Here is a 16,845-nt window from a genome sequence, read left to right as displayed (position 1 = left end):
GATTGTAGTAATCTTCATAGGTGGACCCGTCCTCTTTCTGATGAGTTTTAGCGACTACATCGTGGCCCATTGCGAGGCCGATTAAAAGTGGATGGGTCCATTCCATTATCCATGTTTTAGAAGGTCACTGGTGCAACAATGCTGTATTTGGTGCAACCATTGCACGAAGAGTTATGCCTGTCCTTTTTTATATTACTTAATAGTATTGTAGTGCTCAATAACCTCAACTATACGGTCTAATAATGGTTTCAATCCTTTGAAATTAATGTTTTTCTTTTTTGACTTTATTATATGTGTAGCAAAAGCTTCTTTGCTCAAATCTGTAGTTGAATTTCTATTTTCTATTGTATTGAAAAATTTACCATTTTGATGTGGAATTAGTCTGGTTTTAGAGTCAAAGAAGTATTCTATATCAGTATCTTCTCCTGTATTTTTTAGTGGAGTAAATACAACATAAAGGTTTTTAATTACATGTATGAAATTTGCTTTTCTAACATCAGTTTTAGGATCTAAGCCTTTAGGGAATAGCGAAATCTTTTCATTAAATGTTTTTCCCTGTAATAATTGTTTGATTTTTTCAGGACCTTTATCATTATCTAAGAAAATTATAACAGGATGTTGGGGGAGTGGAGCTTTGAATGGTAATGTATTCTTCTCGAAGTTATCAATGAAACCTTTCAAATAGTCCGCGCCACCGAAGAGCTCTAATAAAAAGCGTGTGCGTTTAGAGTATTCGACAAAGTGAAGTTGTAATTCGTATTTTTTATCTTCTATTTTTGCTAATGTAGGGTAGTCAGCTATTAATTCACTAATAGCTGACTTTAGATATACATTGTCAGTTTTACCTTCACATAAAATAGTTGGTTTATTATTTCCATAGAATAATCGATAAAATAAAAAACGACTAAAAGTAACTTCCCTTCCTGATAGTATTACTTTTGTATTTTTTCCTATAACCCTAGGTGAGTACTCAGGCGTGAATGGTGCTTTTTGTCTCATACGATTATAATGGTCAACTTGATCTATAAAGTTAAGTTGACCAGCTAGTTCATTTATATTTCCTTCAACTTCAATACCATTAGAAATGGAGCTGAATTTACCTGTTTTGAAAAGCACATTGCATTTTGCTCTTGCTATTCGCCAATACTCTTTTTTAGTGTTTGGTTTTTTATTAACTACAAGTCCAGTAACATCTTGTCTTGAATCTTTATACTGGATACGAGTCTTTTTCTCGTTTATTGAAAAACCAGCACGCTTTATCTCTCGAATTAACTTTCGCCCTGGCACATAAGAGTCTGATTCATAGTTCATTATCTCTGAAGGGAAAGTTGACCTTCTCGTAGAAAAGGTGATGTCATCTGCATATCTCGAATATGTGCATTTATATCTTTTTGCTAAGGCTGCTAATTGGATATCTAAACTATGTGAAATTAAATTTGTGATAACAGGGGAGCAAGGGCTTCCTTGCGGGAGCTGATCATTATAACAAGCAATTTGTGCAATTATGGTTGCAATATGAGGGTCTAGTTTGAAGTTTTCATTTTTAATAAAGAAGCCCCGTATGCGGCCAAAATTAAAACTACCGAAAAAATCTTCTAAATCAATATTTAGGATGCTTTTTTTACCTAAATGCATCATTGCATTAGTAATTATTGAGCGTTTTCTCACAAATCCATGTGATAAAGATGGCTGTTTAGATTCAGTACTTTGAATCTTAATTTTTAAAACTTCAGCAGCATAATCTAAATCATTTTTATTGCGCATTTTAGGCTGAGCTAACTGAGATGATGGATATTTAGATATATTTATTTCATCTATACAATCTAAAAGCATTATGGAGAGTTTTTTCTGTAAACTCTTTAAATCATCTTTTGGAGCATTAATAATACGTTTTCCACCAGACTTTTTATCTATTGTAAATTGAATGTATTGGTTTTCTGGTCTAGTAATATAAAGACAACGTGTTAAAAATCTTGGGTCAACACCTAATGCTTTGGCAAAGCTTGGTTTAGTTGAAATGGATTTTAAGTACTTAAGTTTTGACATCGAATAAGTCCATTTATAAAAGGTGGCTTATGGGCACTCTTACGCACTGTATCATGGCGATAAGCAGCGATAACATTTATTATGCAATCCTAACGGACGATTTTTTCACTGTTCGCGAAACGCGAACTAAAAATCTGCCCATAAGCCGAAATGAATTATGATGTCAATTTATTGTTTAATCAATATCTAATGATGTAATTATCAAAAAGAAAGCTAGGGATTTATAGTTATCTTGAGTTTAGTAAGAACATTGTCCTGCATATAATCTACAAAAATGCCCGACATTATTTGGCTCTTTAAGCTCGCTATCTAAGTCAGGCGCTATGTTTCAATCTTGTTATTCCTAATAAGTCTTGCCTAGACAGTATTGAGATTACTGGATAGTTGGTTGCATTAAGCATTGGCATGTAAGTGACCGTTGACGGCATGGCCGCTCTTTCACATCCATGTGATCGCGGCATTTGCACTTCCGTATGCAGCAGATGCCGTCGTCGAGGCCTCATGGATACTCCTTGTTAAATAAAAGGGGGGGCGTGTCACTGGAATGACAGTGCTTAATCATCAGCTTCTGCTGTTAAGCCGCAAACGAGCAGCAAAAGAATTTAACGAGCCGTCCATTGTTAAATTTGCAGAGTGTACGCTTGTAGAAAGGCATACCGATAACTGGATAGTTGGTTGGATTAAGCATTGGCATGTAAGTGACCGTTGACGGCATGGCCGCTCTTTCACATCCATGAAAATTTAATGGGCCACCCATTGTTAAATTTTAAAAAAGGGATGGTGGGTATAATTCTGTTTGCTTTGCATGACTCGCAAGCAACACCAAATATAAAAGAGATACACCTTCCCCTGCGAAGTTGTCGAAATACGCAGATTAAAATGCCGTGGCGACATCATGGATGATGGCGCAGGCTCGGGGGGACAGGGATGTCCCATCTGAGCCGTTAGGCAATTTTTATTGGAGTATGAGACCAGTAACTAATGCATGTAACTTCGCTAGGGGCGTCTTGGAGAATCCAAGGAGGATAGGACGAGCAGTCCTCCTTGGTCGGGTGTGGGGTGAAGCCCCACGATCTTGATTTACTTTGGCTGTTAAGCCGCAAACGAGCTGCAAAATAGTCTGCCAACCTTTGAAAGATCGAAAGCGAGGACAGACACATTTCTTTCTGAGTTATTTACAAGAAAAATATAGGTATCTTTGAGTATTCCAAGCTTCTATCACTTGGCCGTAGGGTTATATAAAAATGGCAGTCTTACGTGTGATAGATTGGAGACTATCCTAATGATAAATTGGTTGAATACTAATGTATTGGCAGACATTTAAGCTGAACAAAAATAGTGGGTTAAGCTCTTATTCTCAATTACAATGCACTATTTTTATTCGCTAAATGCGGCATTAAACGAGCAGGAAACCCAGTATGAATATCCCAATGATTACCGTGCTTCAGAGTGCTATTACCGAAGCGCTCGAGAGTATACCAACCGCTGAGGCGGAGCAGATCTATGCATTGTCTTTCTATATCAACAACGAATATGACGATCCCCGTCTACCTACGCTGACAGTCGGCTATAACACAGTCGATGAGTGGCATGCCTCGATTCCAAATGCTTCTAGCTCTGACGAAGCAAAATGGAACTATGCCTTCTGGCTTCAAAACGAACTCCTCGTCTTTGGGGATTCTGACTCTCAGACTGCGGATATCTTAGCTCGCTGGGTGGCCGATCTCGGTCTTGGGTACAGTGATGCGGAGGAAGATGTCGATTTTGATCGCTGCCTTGAGCTCGGTCAGGAGATAACCGAGCAATTTGTAGCTGCAGTATGCGTTGTCGCTTCTACACTCCATTCCAACTTAACCGTTAGTCGCGTTTTCGGTCGTTCGGTACCCATCATAGTTCACGAGCTCGAGTACTATAACGAGATCGCAGATCAGACAGAGGCCTGTAACCCTCCTAGACTCGCCGAAGAGTTCGTTTCTTGGGTGCGCTCAATCTAACGTTAGTTATCAGTTATAGGTGGTAAGGATATAGGGCAGATTGGTTGGCGGCGGTTCAATAATTCTAATCACAGAGCTTAATCACATAGCTAATCACATAACAAAAAGGATGCATCGATGAACGATGAGCAATACAAAAAGGGGCTTGAGGTGCGTCGTGCTGTGATGGGCGATAGCTATGTGGATAAGGCGCTCAATAGTGCGACCGATTTTACGCAACCGCTGCAAGATTTAGTTACGGCCAATTGCTGGGGTGAGGTTTGGGTGCGTGATGCCATTTCAAGGCAAACGCGCAGTTTGATTACTATTGCGACGCTGGCGGCATTAAAGGCGCCGATTGAGTTAAAGGGCCATGTGCGGGGTGCGCTAAACAATGGCTGCTCGGTTGAAGAGATCCAAGAAGTCTTACTGCATTGCACCGTTTACTGCGGTATGCCAGCGGGGATTGAAGCTTTTCGAGCGGCGAAAGAGGCGATTGAGGAGTGGCAGGCGCAAAACAGTTAGCTCACTTGGTATTAATCATTTTGAGCGTCAATGGCTGTGAGGTTTAGTGGTTTTAACATTCGCTAGGGGAACTGAGTTACGCGCATTCCCCTAGCGCATGATGGCTACAAACTTGAACAGTCTGCGCTTATTTTTGCAGTTGGGCTTTTGCGGCTTCTACTTTTGAGAAATCCAAACCGAGTTCGAGCACGGCTTCTTTGATCAAAGCCGGTTTCTGCATCACTAGCCCCAGCAGTTGTTGTAGTTTTTCGGCTGGGATGCCTAATTGACCGAGCGTACCCATCGCCATTAATGGATTTTCGGTTAATGTTTGAAACAGTTCTTGAATTTTAGCGTCACTGACGTTGTGTTCTTTTAAGATGGCAATAATGGGATTCATTGCATTACCTTGTTGATATGAAAGTTAAACAGGTGCCGATTTTATCACAGTTCTGCCAGAGTGGTTGCCTCACACATGCTGTACCCGTTGGATGTTGCCACGCTTTACCTATGCCATTAAGCGCATTAGATTTTATTCCCAATAAGCTTTACTCTGGTGACGTATTCCCCAAAATCTGCCGATAAAACCTGAGCGACTGTCGTGCATCGTGAGCCGTTGCATTGGATATTGTGGCTCTAGATATTATTGCCTTAGATATCATGGAGCAATGCGATTGGGTAATCGCTGGCTTTTATCATCCCTTAAAAATAGAAAGGAACTGTGGTTATGCTTGATGTTGTCGCGAACCAAGACAAAAGTATTGTGGTTAAACAGTTACGATACGGGCGTGATAATGAGGTGTTAATCGTCGATGAGTGGCAACTGCACCCTGCAGAACACTGGGCGATTTTCGCGACCGATAGCTATTGTGGTTCCTTGCTCGGGCGAATATTAACGGGTGATATTCTGCCCGATGAAGGGACGATTACTGGCTTGCCGCAACGTATCGGCTGGGTGTCACTTGGACTGCAGCAAGCGTTGCTGGATCGCGAGTTAGAAAAAGACGAGTTGGATTACGGTTCGAGTGTCGAATCCTTAGTGTTGGAATGCTGCCAAGATGCCAAGCAACTCCCAGCATTATTACAAAAGGTTGGGCTTGAGCCTCTGCGTCGGCGCGGTTTTCGGCAGTTATCGACGGGCGAAACGCGCAGAGTCATGCTGGCACGTGCACTGGCAATGTTACCGCAATTGCTGATTTTAGATGACCCTTATGCTGGGCTCGATGCTGAACATCAGGCGAGCTTATCTGAGCTGCTGAGTGAAGTGGCCGAGCATAGCCAGTTGCTGATCATCACCTCGCGCCAAGAAGAATTGCCGCCGTGTATCAGCCATGTGGCGCTGTTTAATGGTGAGATGCTCAAATCGGGGCAGAGTGTGCACAAACTCAGCCCGTCGATGTCGATTGAGCAATGGCACAATCATCCTGTGATGGCGCAGTTGAATGCGTTATCGGCGCAACGTAGCGATGAACTCTTGGCCTTAATGGAGCGGCAAAGGCACAACGCCGAGGCGTTTGATCCTTTGGTCGAGATTAAAAATGGCAAAGTGGAATATGTCAGTGGGCTGATTTTCAGCGGCGTGAATTGGCGCATCGAGGCGGGGCAACATTGGCAAGTTCGTGGCCCAAATGGCTGCGGTAAAAGCACTTTGCTGGGGCTGATTTTAGGCGACCATCCCCAATGCTATAGCAATGACATCACGCTCTTTGGCCGACCTCGCGGAAGCGGCGAGAGTATTTGGCAGATTAAACAACGGATTGGCATAGTATCGTCGGCGCTACACTTGCAATATCGCGTCAGTTGCTCGGCATTAGATGTGCTGCTTTCGGGCTTTTTTGACTCTATTGGCTTGTACCATAAACCCACTAAACCTCAGCTAGATTTGGCGAAGGAATGGTTGGCGATTTTGCACATGACAGGGCTGGCGAGCACCAGCTTTAAGAAGCTCGATTATGGTCAGCAGCGGTTATTACTAATAGGTCGCGCCTTGATTAAACAGCCACTGTTGCTGATTTTAGATGAGCCGTATCAGGGCTTAGATTTCATCAATCGCACCTTAGTGATGCGGGCGCTGGAGATGATAGCCGAGCATCATCTGAGCCAATTGCTGTACGTGTCGCACCATAGGGAAGATGCCTTACCTGCGATTAAAAACTTTGTCGATTTTATCAAGCAAGATGACGGCTATTCGGTACAGGTGAACTACTGTGAGTCTGAGGATTTAACCCGTTTAAATCAGTAAATGCCACCTATCACAGCAGCTTAACGGCTGCTTACTTGTTTGCAGAGTTTGTCATTATCCCTCGGCACTCCAACGCAGGTTAAAATTGACTTTACAGGGCGCTAGCCATTGAGTGTGTTAGTCACGCTCAATGGCAATATACCTGTGGTGCGAAAGATTTTCGTATTCCAGTGAAAACTGAGATGCGCCACATATCGATAATGAGGGTATCGCCCTAGTGTTTAATCCCCCATTCGTCAGACAGCAGTTCTGTTAATTAGTCATGCTTGATATAGGTAACTGTGAGCCGTCTTACAGTTTTGAATGTCGTTGGCGCGAATAATAGTTTCTGGCCTAGGCCAGAAACTCGTGGTGACAGTTTTATGGTTCATCCACTGAACATATTCATCAAGTCAGTTATCACGCTTGAGAATCCAGAACGATGGACTCCCTTAGCGAGATGAGCCCTAGATGAGCCTTAGTGTCGTGCGCTGTAAACAAGATGTGCACCAAGACCTAAAACACGATTTCAAGACATATAAGACGACTTAAAGATAAACACATATATGCCAAGACCCAAAAAATGCCGTCAATTATCGAGCTGTGTGCCCTGTAGCCTATTTAAGCCTAATGGGATCCCTGCGGTTAAATTAACTCATATTCAATTAGAGGCCGATGAGTTTGAGGCCCTCGAACTGGGTGACGTCAAAAGATTAAGCCAGATCGAAGCCGCGGCCTTGATGGGGATCTCTCGGCAAACCTTTGGATACCTTCTCGCCAATGCCCGTAAAAAGGTGGCGACGGCTATCACTCAAGGCCAAGCCTTGAGGCTGCCAACCCAAACAGACAAGGATTTATCATGATTATTGCCATGCCGATGAGCCGCGAACGCCTCGCCAGTCACTTTACGAAAGCCCTACAAATTGGCTTTTATAATGAACAGTTTCAACGAATCAAACTGGTCGATAACCCGGCAATTGAAGGTGACTGTAGTGCCAAAAAAGCCTTATTAGAGCTGATTATCCAACAAGGTACCGACATTGTACTTGTGCAGAATATCGGTGAGCGCATGTTAGGAAAGTTGCTCGATGCGGGGATTAGTGTGAGCAAAGGTAGTGCGAGTCAAACAGTGGCGACTTTGCTTGCACAAACGGCGGATCTTAATCTTAGGTTGACGGATGCATCCCAAGGTCGCGCTTCACTCAAACATGCAGCCAAGGGTGGATGTTGTCATTCTACAGGTGACGGCTGCGGTTGCAGCGGTAAAGCTAAAGCTGCACCTGGTTCAACGCGTCTTATAAGCACGCCAGCAGTACAGGTTAAGCTCGATAAGTCAGTGCATTACGCTGGGTTTAGACCCTTGGTAAATAAATAATATCAGTGTTTAATTTGAATTATTCCGCCACAGTTAAAGCGTAGGGGCGGGCAAGCGCCCCTCGAATATCCGCGAACGAAAATACCTTGGAAAAACGTCCAAAGGTTTTGCCATAAAACACACATTCCACCACAGGCAAGGCAAATACATTGCGGCTCGCCGCTATCTCAGCTTGGGCTTGGCAATCAATATAGGCCATCCGCATCTGCGGGAACTCTTGCGCCAACATCTCAGCAATTCTCGGTTTGAGCGTTTGACATACACCGCAGTTTGGCGCGCCAAATAACAACAGCACCGCCGCATGCTCGGTTAACATGGACTCAAGCATCTCAGGTGAGTCAATTTGCGTGATGATATCGGTGTGCATGCGTTGCCATTTTGAAGTTGTTATGGGTATGAATTCATGGGCTAGTTTGCGTATTTCTAGGGTTAAAGCCAGCCCATTTTTACCACGCTACTACCGATAAATTGACCAAGGTAGAATAAGCCAAGCATGAGAAGCCCGATACTGGCAGCAATCACTCCGATTTGCTGTATGCCTGTCAGGCTATCTCGCCATTGTTTTAGATTATTTATCATTTCACTACCTGCTACCTACTCAGGCTTAAGGTTATACGCGTGACTTTACATATGTTGCATCGCTAACTGCACCACTGGCGCTCGCAGGGAATGCCATCATCGTCACCATCCATTTGAGTATTGGGGCAATGTTGGATGTAGAAAGTCGCCTCAGCACAGGAACTCATGTGGCTGCAATGGGTTTTACCTGTTTCACATTGGAAACTTGGTGTTGCCGTTGCTTGTGTTCGCGCTTTAGTTTCATACATGGGCATTGGCTGAATGTCTTCATTCGTGAGGACAGGTACTTCATCGATTGCAGGAGCTTCATTGAATTCTTGGTATTGTTTAAAGCCAAAGATAACGATGGCCACGATTATTAGCAGCGGGATTATTGTATTAAAGGACGATTTTCGTGGGCTATGGTAATGCGCTTTGTTTTTGTTATTGAAGTTTTCATTGCGTGATTGGATATGAGAGTGGGAGCGTGTTGTTGCACTCGCTGCAACGACTGCGACGCCTTCAATCGAGGCGATAACCGCTTTTCTTTTGCCGTCATTTTGCACTTCCGTTTGATACAGAATGCTGTCGCCCACTATGGGTTTTCTCGCCATCTTTTTCAGCACTGAAATGTGAATAAACACATCTTGGGCTGCGTTTTTTTCAGGCTGAATAAAGCCAAATCCCTTTTCATCGTTCCAGCGTACCAGTACGCCTCTATCCATGAGCATTTTCTATGTCCTTAATTTAACCGCTTAATATTTTTAGTTATTGAATATCAATACTTACTTGAGTCGCTCCGATTTATCTTTTTTAAGGAGCAAACCGTACTTAGGTTGACGAATCGGCTATTCAATGTTGGATGCTAAGTTACTCAAGCAAAGGAAGTTTTGCAATTTTTTATCTTGAATTTGCTTATGTGTGACTCATTCGCATTGAGTGTATGGCGGTGGGGAAATGTGAGCACTTAGCAGAAACGGTTGGCATTTTTGTAAATTCAATACAAACAATAGATTGCATTAGTAACAAACAAAGTGATCAAAAAATGTGCGTAAAAACTTGCAATCTTACTGTGTGCTACATAGTATTTGCTGTGTGGCGCACAGTGTGTGTGACACAGTGTTAAGGATAGGAATTCGACAATGACAAGTTCACAGCTAGTCAAAATGCGACTCGAGTTGCGCCGTGGGGTATTAGTGTTGGCGGTACTGGGATTATTAAAACAAGCCCACTACGGTTATTCGCTCCGCAAACAGTTGCAGGAAGGCGGTATCGATATTGACGAAGGGACTCTGTATCCCTTAGTGCGCCGCCTAGCCGATCAAGGATTGTTGGATAGTGAGTGGCGACAGGCCGAAGGGCGTGAGCGTCGTTATTACCAATTGTCGTCATTGGGGGCTGAGTTGCTCAGTCAACTTACCGATGAATGGCAGCAACTTAATGGCGCCTTGGCTTTTTTACTGGAGCAAAGCGCTGACACTAATGGCTCAGATATGAAAAGCTCAGACGAGAGTGCAGAGGAGATTTGATATGGAATTAGTCGATCGCTATATCGCCGCGGTGCAGCGAGAATTGCCCGAGAACAAACGTCAGGAAATAGGCCGTGAATTAAAAGCTAATATCTGCGACCAATTGGATGCCCTATCTGAACAAGGTGAATTGACTGAAGCGCAAATTGTCGCGGTATTAAAGCAAATGGGTCATCCCTGTAAGGTCGCGCAGCAATTTGTTCCGGCAGTGCCTATTATTGCCTCTGAGGATATTCCGCTTTTTAAACATACACTTTTCACTGTGCTTGGGGTCTTGTTTGTGCTGCAGGTTGTGGGCGGCACGACTCAATGGTTGGGCTCTGCAGAGGGGGATCTATTAGGATTTATCCACCATATTGCCAAAGGTTTTATCGGCGATGCCTGTCTTGCCTTTACCGCTATCCTGTTGGCCTTTTGGAGTTTCTCGGCTCAGGGGAAACCCCTATCTGGCAGCAATTGCCAAAAATGGCAGCCGCAGAATTTGCCTAAGGTTGGGCCCGGTTGGCAGCATATTAGTTTAAGCGATGTGTTTACCGATCTGGCGACATATCTTTTTCTCTTACTTGTGATCTGGTGTTCTGTGTGGATGAGTAGCGAGCAATTAGCCGCGCGGACAGTGATTTTCAGCGCCAGTGCTCAGCAATTGTTGCAATGGTTTAGCCCTATTATTTTGCTGTCTATGGGGAATAGTCTCTGGCAACTACGCCGCCGAGTGTGGACTACTGAATTGTTACTGGCGAATATGGGGATCAATCTTGCTTATGCCTTGTTCTTAGTCTTTCTGGCCTTTAGTTCGCCACTATTACAAAGCCAAGTACAAAACCAAGGAGCTGAATTAAATGGGGAATTTACGTTATTACAGTTAGAACATTGGCTAAGTTATACTCTAGTGATTGCCGCTATGTTCCCTGGCTATGAAGTGATTCGCGATGGGGTGCGTTGGCGTAAACTCGCAAGCAAATAAGTAAGGTTTAACCTAGGTTTTGTAGGTGAGTTTTATTCACTTTTTTATCGAATACATGGCCTGATCAGCATGATTGAACAGGCTTTTTATATTTGTGCCATCTTCTGTGGAGAAAAGTAAGCCACTACATTTACATTCGATGCTGATTTATTCTGGGGTATCGCCATGATTCATTTCATTATTAAGCGATTCTTGAGCCTGTTGTTTGTAGGTGTCAAATATACCTTCTTGCTTCATCTGTTTGAGCTCCCGAGCAAGATTAACGGCGAGTGCCGCGTGACGTTTATTTAAGTAACCATAGCTGGTGAGTTCTTCTAGGGTGGCAATCGCGATTATTTTGCTGCCTTGAAACTCAGGCGTTTGTAATAGATCCAATGAGCTTGCCTCCGTATCAATATAGATATCGATTCGGTCGCGGAGCATTTTACGAAAGGAGCTCGCAGGGGATGAAGATTCAGTCAGACGCTCCTTAGGAATGAGTCCCTTTAGCTTTTGTTCTGCGAGGAACACGCCTCGATAGTATTCGATCTTGTATCGACTCTTTTGCAGTGCTTGCCAGTTAGGTATTTTGATTTCGGGATTGTGCGCGAAGGCAATTAAATGGGTATCGATAACCGGTTCTTCAATTCGAATGAGGTTGGTAAACTTTTCGCCATAATGAGATACACGCCCCGGCTCACCATCCACTTTACCTGAGTCCGCCATCATACTGGCGCGGGCTGCGGGAACCACTTGATAGGAGAAGTCATATCCTAAGCGTTCAAAGGCTTGGGCGTAAATCAGTTCAGCCCATTTAAAGTAGAAGTTATGTTTGGGGTCCTCATAAAACGCCATCGTAATGATAGGTTTATCAGCAATCATCGCTGTGGTTTCTGCTGTTGATTTGCTGGTTGCATGAACCGAGACACAAAAGAAAAGGCCTACCCACACACTCCAAATGTGCATATTGCTCCATCGTTGCATAGCGTGTCTCTAAAAGTGTTGAGTTATTTAGAGTATAGCTAGCCTGATAAATGGGTTCATTTTTATTCAAGCAAGATTATTTTATTACCATGATTTCGCACTAACACACGGTTGAAATGTGATCTGCTGGCGGACATTTTGTCCTTTTGGGTTTAAAAATGTGCGATACGGCACATAGAAATGATATTTGCCTGTATTTTGCTGGTTTTTTATTCATCAGAGTTTGAGCTTGATCGGTTTTTTGTTTGTAAATAAGGCGTTAAATCCCTGCCGTCTATCACCTGTAGTAGGAAAGAAAGGATGAAATCGGAACTGGGATTATCAGGAATGCGGTTATCAAAGCTTTGGTTATCAATGACGTGGTTATTACCTCTTTGTTGTTTATCGAGTGCTGTAGTGGCAGAGGCGGCAACGGACAATATCGAACGCCTTGAGGTGCGCGGCAGGCAAATTAACACCTTAGGCCATAGTACTTCGGCATCTGAGGGGATAGTCGGTGCGGCAGAAATTGAGAGTCGACCCCTATTACGAACCGGCGAAATCCTCGAATTTGTTCCTGGGATGATAGTCACTCAGCACAGTGGTTCGGGTAAAGCGAATCAGTATTTCTTACGCGGCTTTAATTTGGATCATGGCACAGACTTTAATACTCGAGTCGATGGTATGCCTGTGAATATGCGAACCCATGGGCATGGTCAGGGTTATACGGATCTTAACTTTTTGATCCCTGAACTTATAGGCGAGATCCGTTATGCCAAAGGCGCTTATTATCCTGAGGTGGCCGATTTTTCTGGCGCGGGTGCTGCGCAATTACTGCTGGCTGATCAACTCCCCCATAACCAAGTTGGGGTGACGTTGGGTGAATATGGCTACCAGCGACTCGTGGCGACTCAGGAGTTAAACACTGACATGGGGCGTTTTATTTGGGGTGGTGAGGCACAAACCTATGATGGCCCGTGGACGGATATTGATGAGGATGTGAGTAAGATCAGTGTCGTCGGGCGTTATTTAACTCGGCTGGGTGAGGGGGACTTAAGCGTCACTATGATGGCCTACGACAACAGCTGGAATTCGGCGGATCAGATCCCCGCCCGTGCGGTGGATTCTGGATTAATTGATTTTTATGGATCTTTAGATAAAGACGTCGGCGGTGAATCTAACCGTTATAGCGTTTCAGCTAATTACGATGCGGGTGATTGGCAGGGAAATGTCTACGCCATTCGCTCGACTATGAATTTATTCTCTAATTTTACCTATTTCTTAAACGATCCCATCAATGGTGATGAGTTTGAACAAGTCGATGAACGCACGATTTGGGGCGGCGATCTTAAGCGTGATTGGCAAACTTCACTTGGTGGCACTCAACTGAATTACAGTGTGGGCGGCGATGTGCGTTATGACGATATTGGCGCAGTGGGTTTGTATAACACTCAGGCGCGACAACGGCTGAATACGGTAAGGCTTGATGAAGTGCAAGAGTTATCGAGTGGCATCTTTGGCAAAGTTGAGTGGCTGCCAGCTGAGCAATGGCGTTTTAATCTTGGGCTGCGTTACGATTATTTTGATGTGCAGGTCGACAGTGATAATCCGCTTAACAGTGGCGATGCGTCCGATGGTATGTTCAGCCTCAAAGCCGGCGCTTCTTATTTGTGGAGCGATAATCTTGAGTTATATGTTAATGCAGGCCAAGGGCTACATTCGAACGATGCCCGCGGTGCGACGATTAAGGTTGACCCAGTGAGTGGCGATGAGGTCGAAAAAGTCGATCTGCTCGTGCGCTCCAATGGCGGCGAATTTGGGGTGAAATACTATGACAGAGACTTTATTAATTTCTCTGCTGCGGTCTGGTATCTGCAACTAGATTCAGAATTAGTATTTGTGGGCGATGCGGGTAACACTGAGCCGAGTCGTGCATCTGAACGTTATGGTGCTGAATTAACGGCTTATTATTGGCTGAATGAGGCAATCAGTATCGATATGGAATTAGCGTGGACTAACGCCAGATTTACTGAAAATGAATTTGAAGAGGGCAAGTATATCGATGGCGCAGTTCCCTTTGTTGCCAGTGCGGGCATCACCTATCGACCCGACGGCGATGGCCTGTATTCGAGTGTACGCGTGCGGCACCTTGGCGAGCGGGTGCTCGACAGCTTTAATGACCACAAGGCTGATGCGACCACATTAGTTAACCTCGCATTAGGATACGAGTTCCGCCGCTTCGACACTAAGCTTGAGCTGCTAAACGTGTTTGATAGTAAAGATCACGACATAGATTATTTTTATGCCTCTCGTTTGCCCGGCGAAGCAGCCGAAGGGGTTGAAGATCAGCATTATCATCCTGTTGAGCCACGAATGGTGAGAGTCAGCGTGAGTTATCATTTCTAGTGGTATTCATCGGTTAAGGCGATATCGAAGGTTATTACGTATGTCGCCGAGCAAAAATGTATCCGAGCAAAAATGTATCTCATTAAGCGTCCAGATAGTTGGGCGCTTTTTTTCTGCTGCACTCATTTAAGCACTAATCTAAGCACAAATCGCTTCAAACTATGTGGCTGCAATAATTTACTATTCCCGCGCTGGCAATGGAGGCTAGAATGAGGACTAGTCGATCTGAGTTTCCCCCCTGTTTTACAGCTGATGTTATAGGTAATCGCCGCGAGTTATGAGTACTGCAACACCCATTGAAAACATTAATTATTGGCGTCATCCTAGCTTATCAGGCATAGAACTGAGTCAGGCGGAATTTACGCATTTCAGTTTTGATAAACATGTGCATCTGGATTATCACTTAGGCGTAGTCACTCAAGGTGCGCAGCAGTTTGTGAATAAGGGCAGCAGTTATCAGCTTGGTCAGCATAGTTTATCGACCTTAAATCCCGACGAAACCCACGATGGTCAGAGCCGCGATGCCGACGGTTATCGGGTGAAAGTGATGTCGATTCCTGTGGAATACATGAATGAAGTCAGTCAAGAACTGGGTTTGAAGGAGCACTTTTTCAGCGCGCCTATGGTGGATGACCCGACGCTTTATCAATATTTTATTCAACTACACGATCTATTAATTCAAGGCCAATGCAGTGCGCTTGCGGGAGAGTCCCACTTACTGAATTTTATTCATCTGCTGCTGGAGCGTTACCCGAGCGGTATTTCATCTTGTATATCTAAACCGAATCAACAGCAGGGGTTATCTAAGTTGCAGGTGAGCTTAGTGAAACAGCGAATTCACGATGAGCCTTGGCATAATACTCAACTTGAAACCTTAGCCAATGAAGTGAATTTAAGTAAGTTTCAGTTTTTACGGCAATTTAAACAGGCAACAGGGATGACTCCCCATGCTTATCTCAAGCGTGTGCGTTTAGAGCTGGCGAAAAAGTCCTTAAGTCATGGCGCTTTAGTGGCAGATGTGGCGCAGCAGTTCGGATTTTTCGATCAAAGTCATTTAAACAAAGCTTTTAAGCAGGCATTCCTATTATCGCCAGTGCAATTTCAGCGGCGTATGCTCTAATTTCCCCGTCTTTCGACGCCGCTGGTTTTAAAAACACTGAATAGTGCAATTTATTACAATTCAGCGCTGCGACAAATTGCCATACTGGCTGCCTCAGTTATCGTTATTAACCTTTTTTGCGGAGCCGCATATCTATGGATTTATCTTTATTACTCACCTTGGCTGTAATCCATGCCGTTGCTTTAATCAGTCCCGGACCCGATTTTGCCATTATGGTGAAGATTGCGACTCAGCAGTCCAGAAGCACTGCGGTTGCCGCCGCTGTGGGGATTTCAATAGCCATTTTAGCTCATACGATTTTGAGTCTGACCGGTGTGAGTCTACTCATTAAGAGTTCGCACACTCTGTATCTCTTAGTGCAAATTGTGGGCGCTTCTTACCTCGCTTGGATGGGGTTTGGTGCCCTGCGTGCCGGTCTTGCGATACTCGCTAAACGTAAAATGAGTGCCAGAGTCCATGCAGGGACAAATGATGATGCTGTTATTAGCGCTGGTGACGTTGAAGGCGTGGTGTCTGTTGCTGGTGGCTTAGGTGGCGCTATGTCGCGCAGGCAAGGTTTTTTGACTGGGCTTTATACCAATCTATTGAATCCAAAAGCATTAGTGTTTTTCTTAACCCTGTTTTCGGCCTTGATTACTCCAAGTGTTACAACGAGCACTAAAATCGCTTCCGCTATTTTGTTGTTGTCTTTGTCATTGGCATGGTTTGGCTTTTTAGCGGTAATGTTGTCAAAGGCGCAGGTGCAACTTAAATTGCAGCGACTAACACCGGTTATCGATGCGGTTATTGGTGTCATCTTTATGTCAGTAGCCTTGGCGATTTACTCAAACCTATTATTAACCGCTTAGTCAGGCGCAGTGTAAATCACCTTAGGTTTTAGTCTGAGGCACTTATGGTATTCTTGGCCTTTAGTCTCAGCAGAGACATTTGGAGTAAGGGATAAAGATGCCATTCGCCTCACGACTCAAGGGAAGCAAATTAGCTGTCTTCAGCCAAGTTACACTGATGAATATCGCGTTTTCTGCGGCGTTAATATTCAGCGTTATGGGTTTAAGCATCAATGCAAACGCCGCTGATGAAGCCATGCCACAGGAATACATATATGGACCCATCCGGTTTGCAAGACATTCGATATCAATTTTGAGAAGAGTTCATTGCACCCATATATTCGGCCTCTTATTGAGGGATTCCTCTGGCCCTGATGGAT

The 16,845-nt window shown here is 44.2% G+C and carries 16 protein-coding genes and 1 pseudogene; 11 read left to right on the top strand and 6 right to left on the bottom strand.

Translation table 11 applies throughout. The annotated features are described in order from the left end of the window. Positions 1–192 precede the first annotated feature (192 nt). Positions 193–2,046, bottom strand: a complete 1,854-nt coding sequence (locus KO537_RS22850; RefSeq protein WP_219236049.1) for a retron Ec67 family RNA-directed DNA polymerase/endonuclease — start codon at positions 2,044–2,046, stop codon at positions 193–195. 1,439 nt (positions 2,047–3,485) lie between these two features. Between KO537_RS22850 and KO537_RS22845 the strand changes: the two genes are divergently transcribed. Together KO537_RS22845 and KO537_RS22840 are read left to right on the top strand one after the other, a co-directional pair. Further along, the gene (locus KO537_RS22845) at positions 3,486–4,040 is read left to right on the top strand and encodes a hypothetical protein (RefSeq protein WP_219236047.1); all 555 of its coding nucleotides are present in this window, start codon (positions 3,486–3,488) and stop codon (positions 4,038–4,040) included. 117 nt (positions 4,041–4,157) lie between these two features. Beyond that, positions 4,158–4,544 carry a carboxymuconolactone decarboxylase family protein gene (locus tag KO537_RS22840; protein WP_219236045.1) on the top strand — a complete coding sequence of 129 codons (387 nt, stop codon included), beginning with the start codon at positions 4,158–4,160 and terminating at the stop codon, positions 4,542–4,544. Positions 4,545–4,671: 127 nt separating this feature from the next. Here the strand turns inward: KO537_RS22840 and KO537_RS22835 are convergent, their stop codons facing one another. Then, positions 4,672–4,923, bottom strand: a complete 252-nt coding sequence (locus KO537_RS22835; protein ID WP_006083102.1) for a DUF2999 family protein — start codon at positions 4,921–4,923, stop codon at positions 4,672–4,674. A 327-nt stretch (positions 4,924–5,250) separates the two neighbouring features. Here KO537_RS22835 and KO537_RS22830 point away from each other — a divergent pair, with 327 nt between their 5' ends. The 3 genes from KO537_RS22830 (at position 5,251) to KO537_RS22820 (ending at position 8,119) form a co-directional block, all read left to right on the top strand. Beyond that, positions 5,251–6,765: an ATP-binding cassette domain-containing protein gene (locus tag KO537_RS22830; protein WP_219236036.1), complete on the top strand. Its 1,515-nt coding sequence runs from the start codon at positions 5,251–5,253 to the stop codon at positions 6,763–6,765. A 545-nt stretch (positions 6,766–7,310) separates the two neighbouring features. Beyond that, entirely contained in the window at positions 7,311–7,607 is a 297-nt protein-coding gene (locus KO537_RS22825) for a DUF134 domain-containing protein (RefSeq protein WP_012088215.1), read from the top strand. Then, positions 7,604–8,119, top strand: coding sequence for a NifB/NifX family molybdenum-iron cluster-binding protein (locus KO537_RS22820; RefSeq protein ID WP_219236027.1), 516 nt, complete (start codon positions 7,604–7,606; stop codon positions 8,117–8,119). The genes KO537_RS22825 and KO537_RS22820 overlap by 4 nt, the downstream gene beginning before the upstream one ends. A 19-nt stretch (positions 8,120–8,138) precedes the next feature. Here KO537_RS22820 and KO537_RS22815 read toward each other — a convergent pair whose 3' ends face one another. From KO537_RS22815 to KO537_RS22805, 3 genes are all read right to left on the bottom strand, one after another. After that, complete coding sequence (locus tag KO537_RS22815; RefSeq protein ID WP_219236025.1) at positions 8,139–8,486, bottom strand: thioredoxin family protein; 348 nt, start codon at positions 8,484–8,486, stop codon at positions 8,139–8,141. 62 nt (positions 8,487–8,548) lie between these two features. Continuing rightward, positions 8,549–8,698, bottom strand: a complete 150-nt coding sequence (locus KO537_RS22810; protein WP_173246947.1) for a hypothetical protein — start codon at positions 8,696–8,698, stop codon at positions 8,549–8,551. A 62-nt stretch (positions 8,699–8,760) separates the two neighbouring features. After that, positions 8,761–9,408, bottom strand: a complete 648-nt coding sequence (locus KO537_RS22805) for an excalibur calcium-binding domain-containing protein (RefSeq protein ID WP_219236023.1) — start codon at positions 9,406–9,408, stop codon at positions 8,761–8,763. Between the two features lie 411 nt (positions 9,409–9,819). Between KO537_RS22805 and KO537_RS22800 the strand changes: the two genes are divergently transcribed. Both KO537_RS22800 and KO537_RS22795 read left to right on the top strand, forming a co-directional pair. Continuing rightward, the gene (locus tag KO537_RS22800; RefSeq protein ID WP_105251375.1) at positions 9,820–10,206 is read left to right on the top strand and encodes a PadR family transcriptional regulator; all 387 of its coding nucleotides are present in this window, start codon (positions 9,820–9,822) and stop codon (positions 10,204–10,206) included. A gap of 1 nt (position 10,207) precedes the next feature. After that, positions 10,208–11,170 (top strand): hypothetical protein, encoded by a 963-nt coding sequence (locus KO537_RS22795; protein WP_219236022.1) that lies wholly within the window; start codon positions 10,208–10,210, stop codon positions 11,168–11,170. Between the two features lie 147 nt (positions 11,171–11,317). On the opposite strand, the gene KO537_RS22790 is transcribed toward KO537_RS22795, so the two are convergent. Next, entirely contained in the window at positions 11,318–12,133 is an 816-nt protein-coding gene (locus KO537_RS22790; RefSeq protein WP_219236020.1) for a hypothetical protein, read from the bottom strand. A 300-nt stretch (positions 12,134–12,433) separates the two neighbouring features. On the opposite strand from KO537_RS22790, the gene KO537_RS22785 reads away from it, so the two are divergent. The 4 genes and pseudogenes from KO537_RS22785 to KO537_RS22770 all read left to right on the top strand — a co-directional run. After that, positions 12,434–14,518 (top strand): TonB-dependent receptor, encoded by a 2,085-nt coding sequence (locus tag KO537_RS22785; RefSeq protein WP_173246933.1) that lies wholly within the window; start codon positions 12,434–12,436, stop codon positions 14,516–14,518. 277 nt (positions 14,519–14,795) lie between these two features. Then, the gene (locus KO537_RS22780; protein WP_219236018.1) at positions 14,796–15,638 is read left to right on the top strand and encodes an AraC family transcriptional regulator; all 843 of its coding nucleotides are present in this window, start codon (positions 14,796–14,798) and stop codon (positions 15,636–15,638) included. A 134-nt stretch (positions 15,639–15,772) separates the two neighbouring features. After that, on the top strand, positions 15,773–16,486 hold the full coding sequence (locus KO537_RS22775; RefSeq protein WP_219236016.1) for a LysE family transporter: 714 nt from the start codon (positions 15,773–15,775) through the stop codon (positions 16,484–16,486). A 97-nt stretch (positions 16,487–16,583) separates the two neighbouring features. Next, positions 16,584–16,845, top strand: a pseudogene (locus tag KO537_RS22770) (hypothetical protein); the annotation flags it as partial.

Origin of the sequence: Shewanella sp. NKUCC01_JLK (genome assembly GCF_019345615.1) — a bacterium.
Lineage (GTDB): Bacteria > Pseudomonadota > Gammaproteobacteria > Enterobacterales > Shewanellaceae > Shewanella > Shewanella oncorhynchi.
The sequence above is the reverse complement of the archived record's forward strand: the minus strand, read 5'-3'. Positions and strand labels throughout refer to the sequence as shown.

What these genes read in the sequence shown, in the direction of transcription:
- KO537_RS22790 (WP_219236020.1), bottom strand. Translation starts at nt 12,133, where the DNA reads ATGCAACGATGGAGCAATATGCACATTTGGAGTGTGTGGGTAGGCCTT.
- KO537_RS22775 (WP_219236016.1), top strand. Translation starts at nt 15,773, where the DNA reads ATGGATTTATCTTTATTACTCACCTTGGCTGTAATCCATGCCGTTGCT.
- KO537_RS22835 (WP_006083102.1), bottom strand. Translation starts at nt 4,923, where the DNA reads ATGAATCCCATTATTGCCATCTTAAAAGAACACAACGTCAGTGACGCT.
- KO537_RS22825 (WP_012088215.1), top strand. Translation starts at nt 7,311, where the DNA reads ATGCCAAGACCCAAAAAATGCCGTCAATTATCGAGCTGTGTGCCCTGT.
- KO537_RS22815 (WP_219236025.1), bottom strand. Translation starts at nt 8,486, where the DNA reads ATGCACACCGATATCATCACGCAAATTGACTCACCTGAGATGCTTGAG.
- KO537_RS22785 (WP_173246933.1), top strand. Translation starts at nt 12,434, where the DNA reads ATGAAATCGGAACTGGGATTATCAGGAATGCGGTTATCAAAGCTTTGG.
- KO537_RS22830 (WP_219236036.1), top strand. Translation starts at nt 5,251, where the DNA reads ATGCTTGATGTTGTCGCGAACCAAGACAAAAGTATTGTGGTTAAACAG.
- KO537_RS22780 (WP_219236018.1), top strand. Translation starts at nt 14,796, where the DNA reads ATGAGTACTGCAACACCCATTGAAAACATTAATTATTGGCGTCATCCT.
- KO537_RS22805 (WP_219236023.1), bottom strand. Translation starts at nt 9,408, where the DNA reads ATGCTCATGGATAGAGGCGTACTGGTACGCTGGAACGATGAAAAGGGA.
- KO537_RS22840 (WP_219236045.1), top strand. Translation starts at nt 4,158, where the DNA reads ATGAACGATGAGCAATACAAAAAGGGGCTTGAGGTGCGTCGTGCTGTG.
- KO537_RS22810 (WP_173246947.1), bottom strand. Translation starts at nt 8,698, where the DNA reads ATGATAAATAATCTAAAACAATGGCGAGATAGCCTGACAGGCATACAG.
- KO537_RS22850 (WP_219236049.1), bottom strand. Translation starts at nt 2,046, where the DNA reads ATGTCAAAACTTAAGTACTTAAAATCCATTTCAACTAAACCAAGCTTT.
- KO537_RS22820 (WP_219236027.1), top strand. Translation starts at nt 7,604, where the DNA reads ATGATTATTGCCATGCCGATGAGCCGCGAACGCCTCGCCAGTCACTTT.
- KO537_RS22795 (WP_219236022.1), top strand. Translation starts at nt 10,208, where the DNA reads ATGGAATTAGTCGATCGCTATATCGCCGCGGTGCAGCGAGAATTGCCC.
- KO537_RS22800 (WP_105251375.1), top strand. Translation starts at nt 9,820, where the DNA reads ATGACAAGTTCACAGCTAGTCAAAATGCGACTCGAGTTGCGCCGTGGG.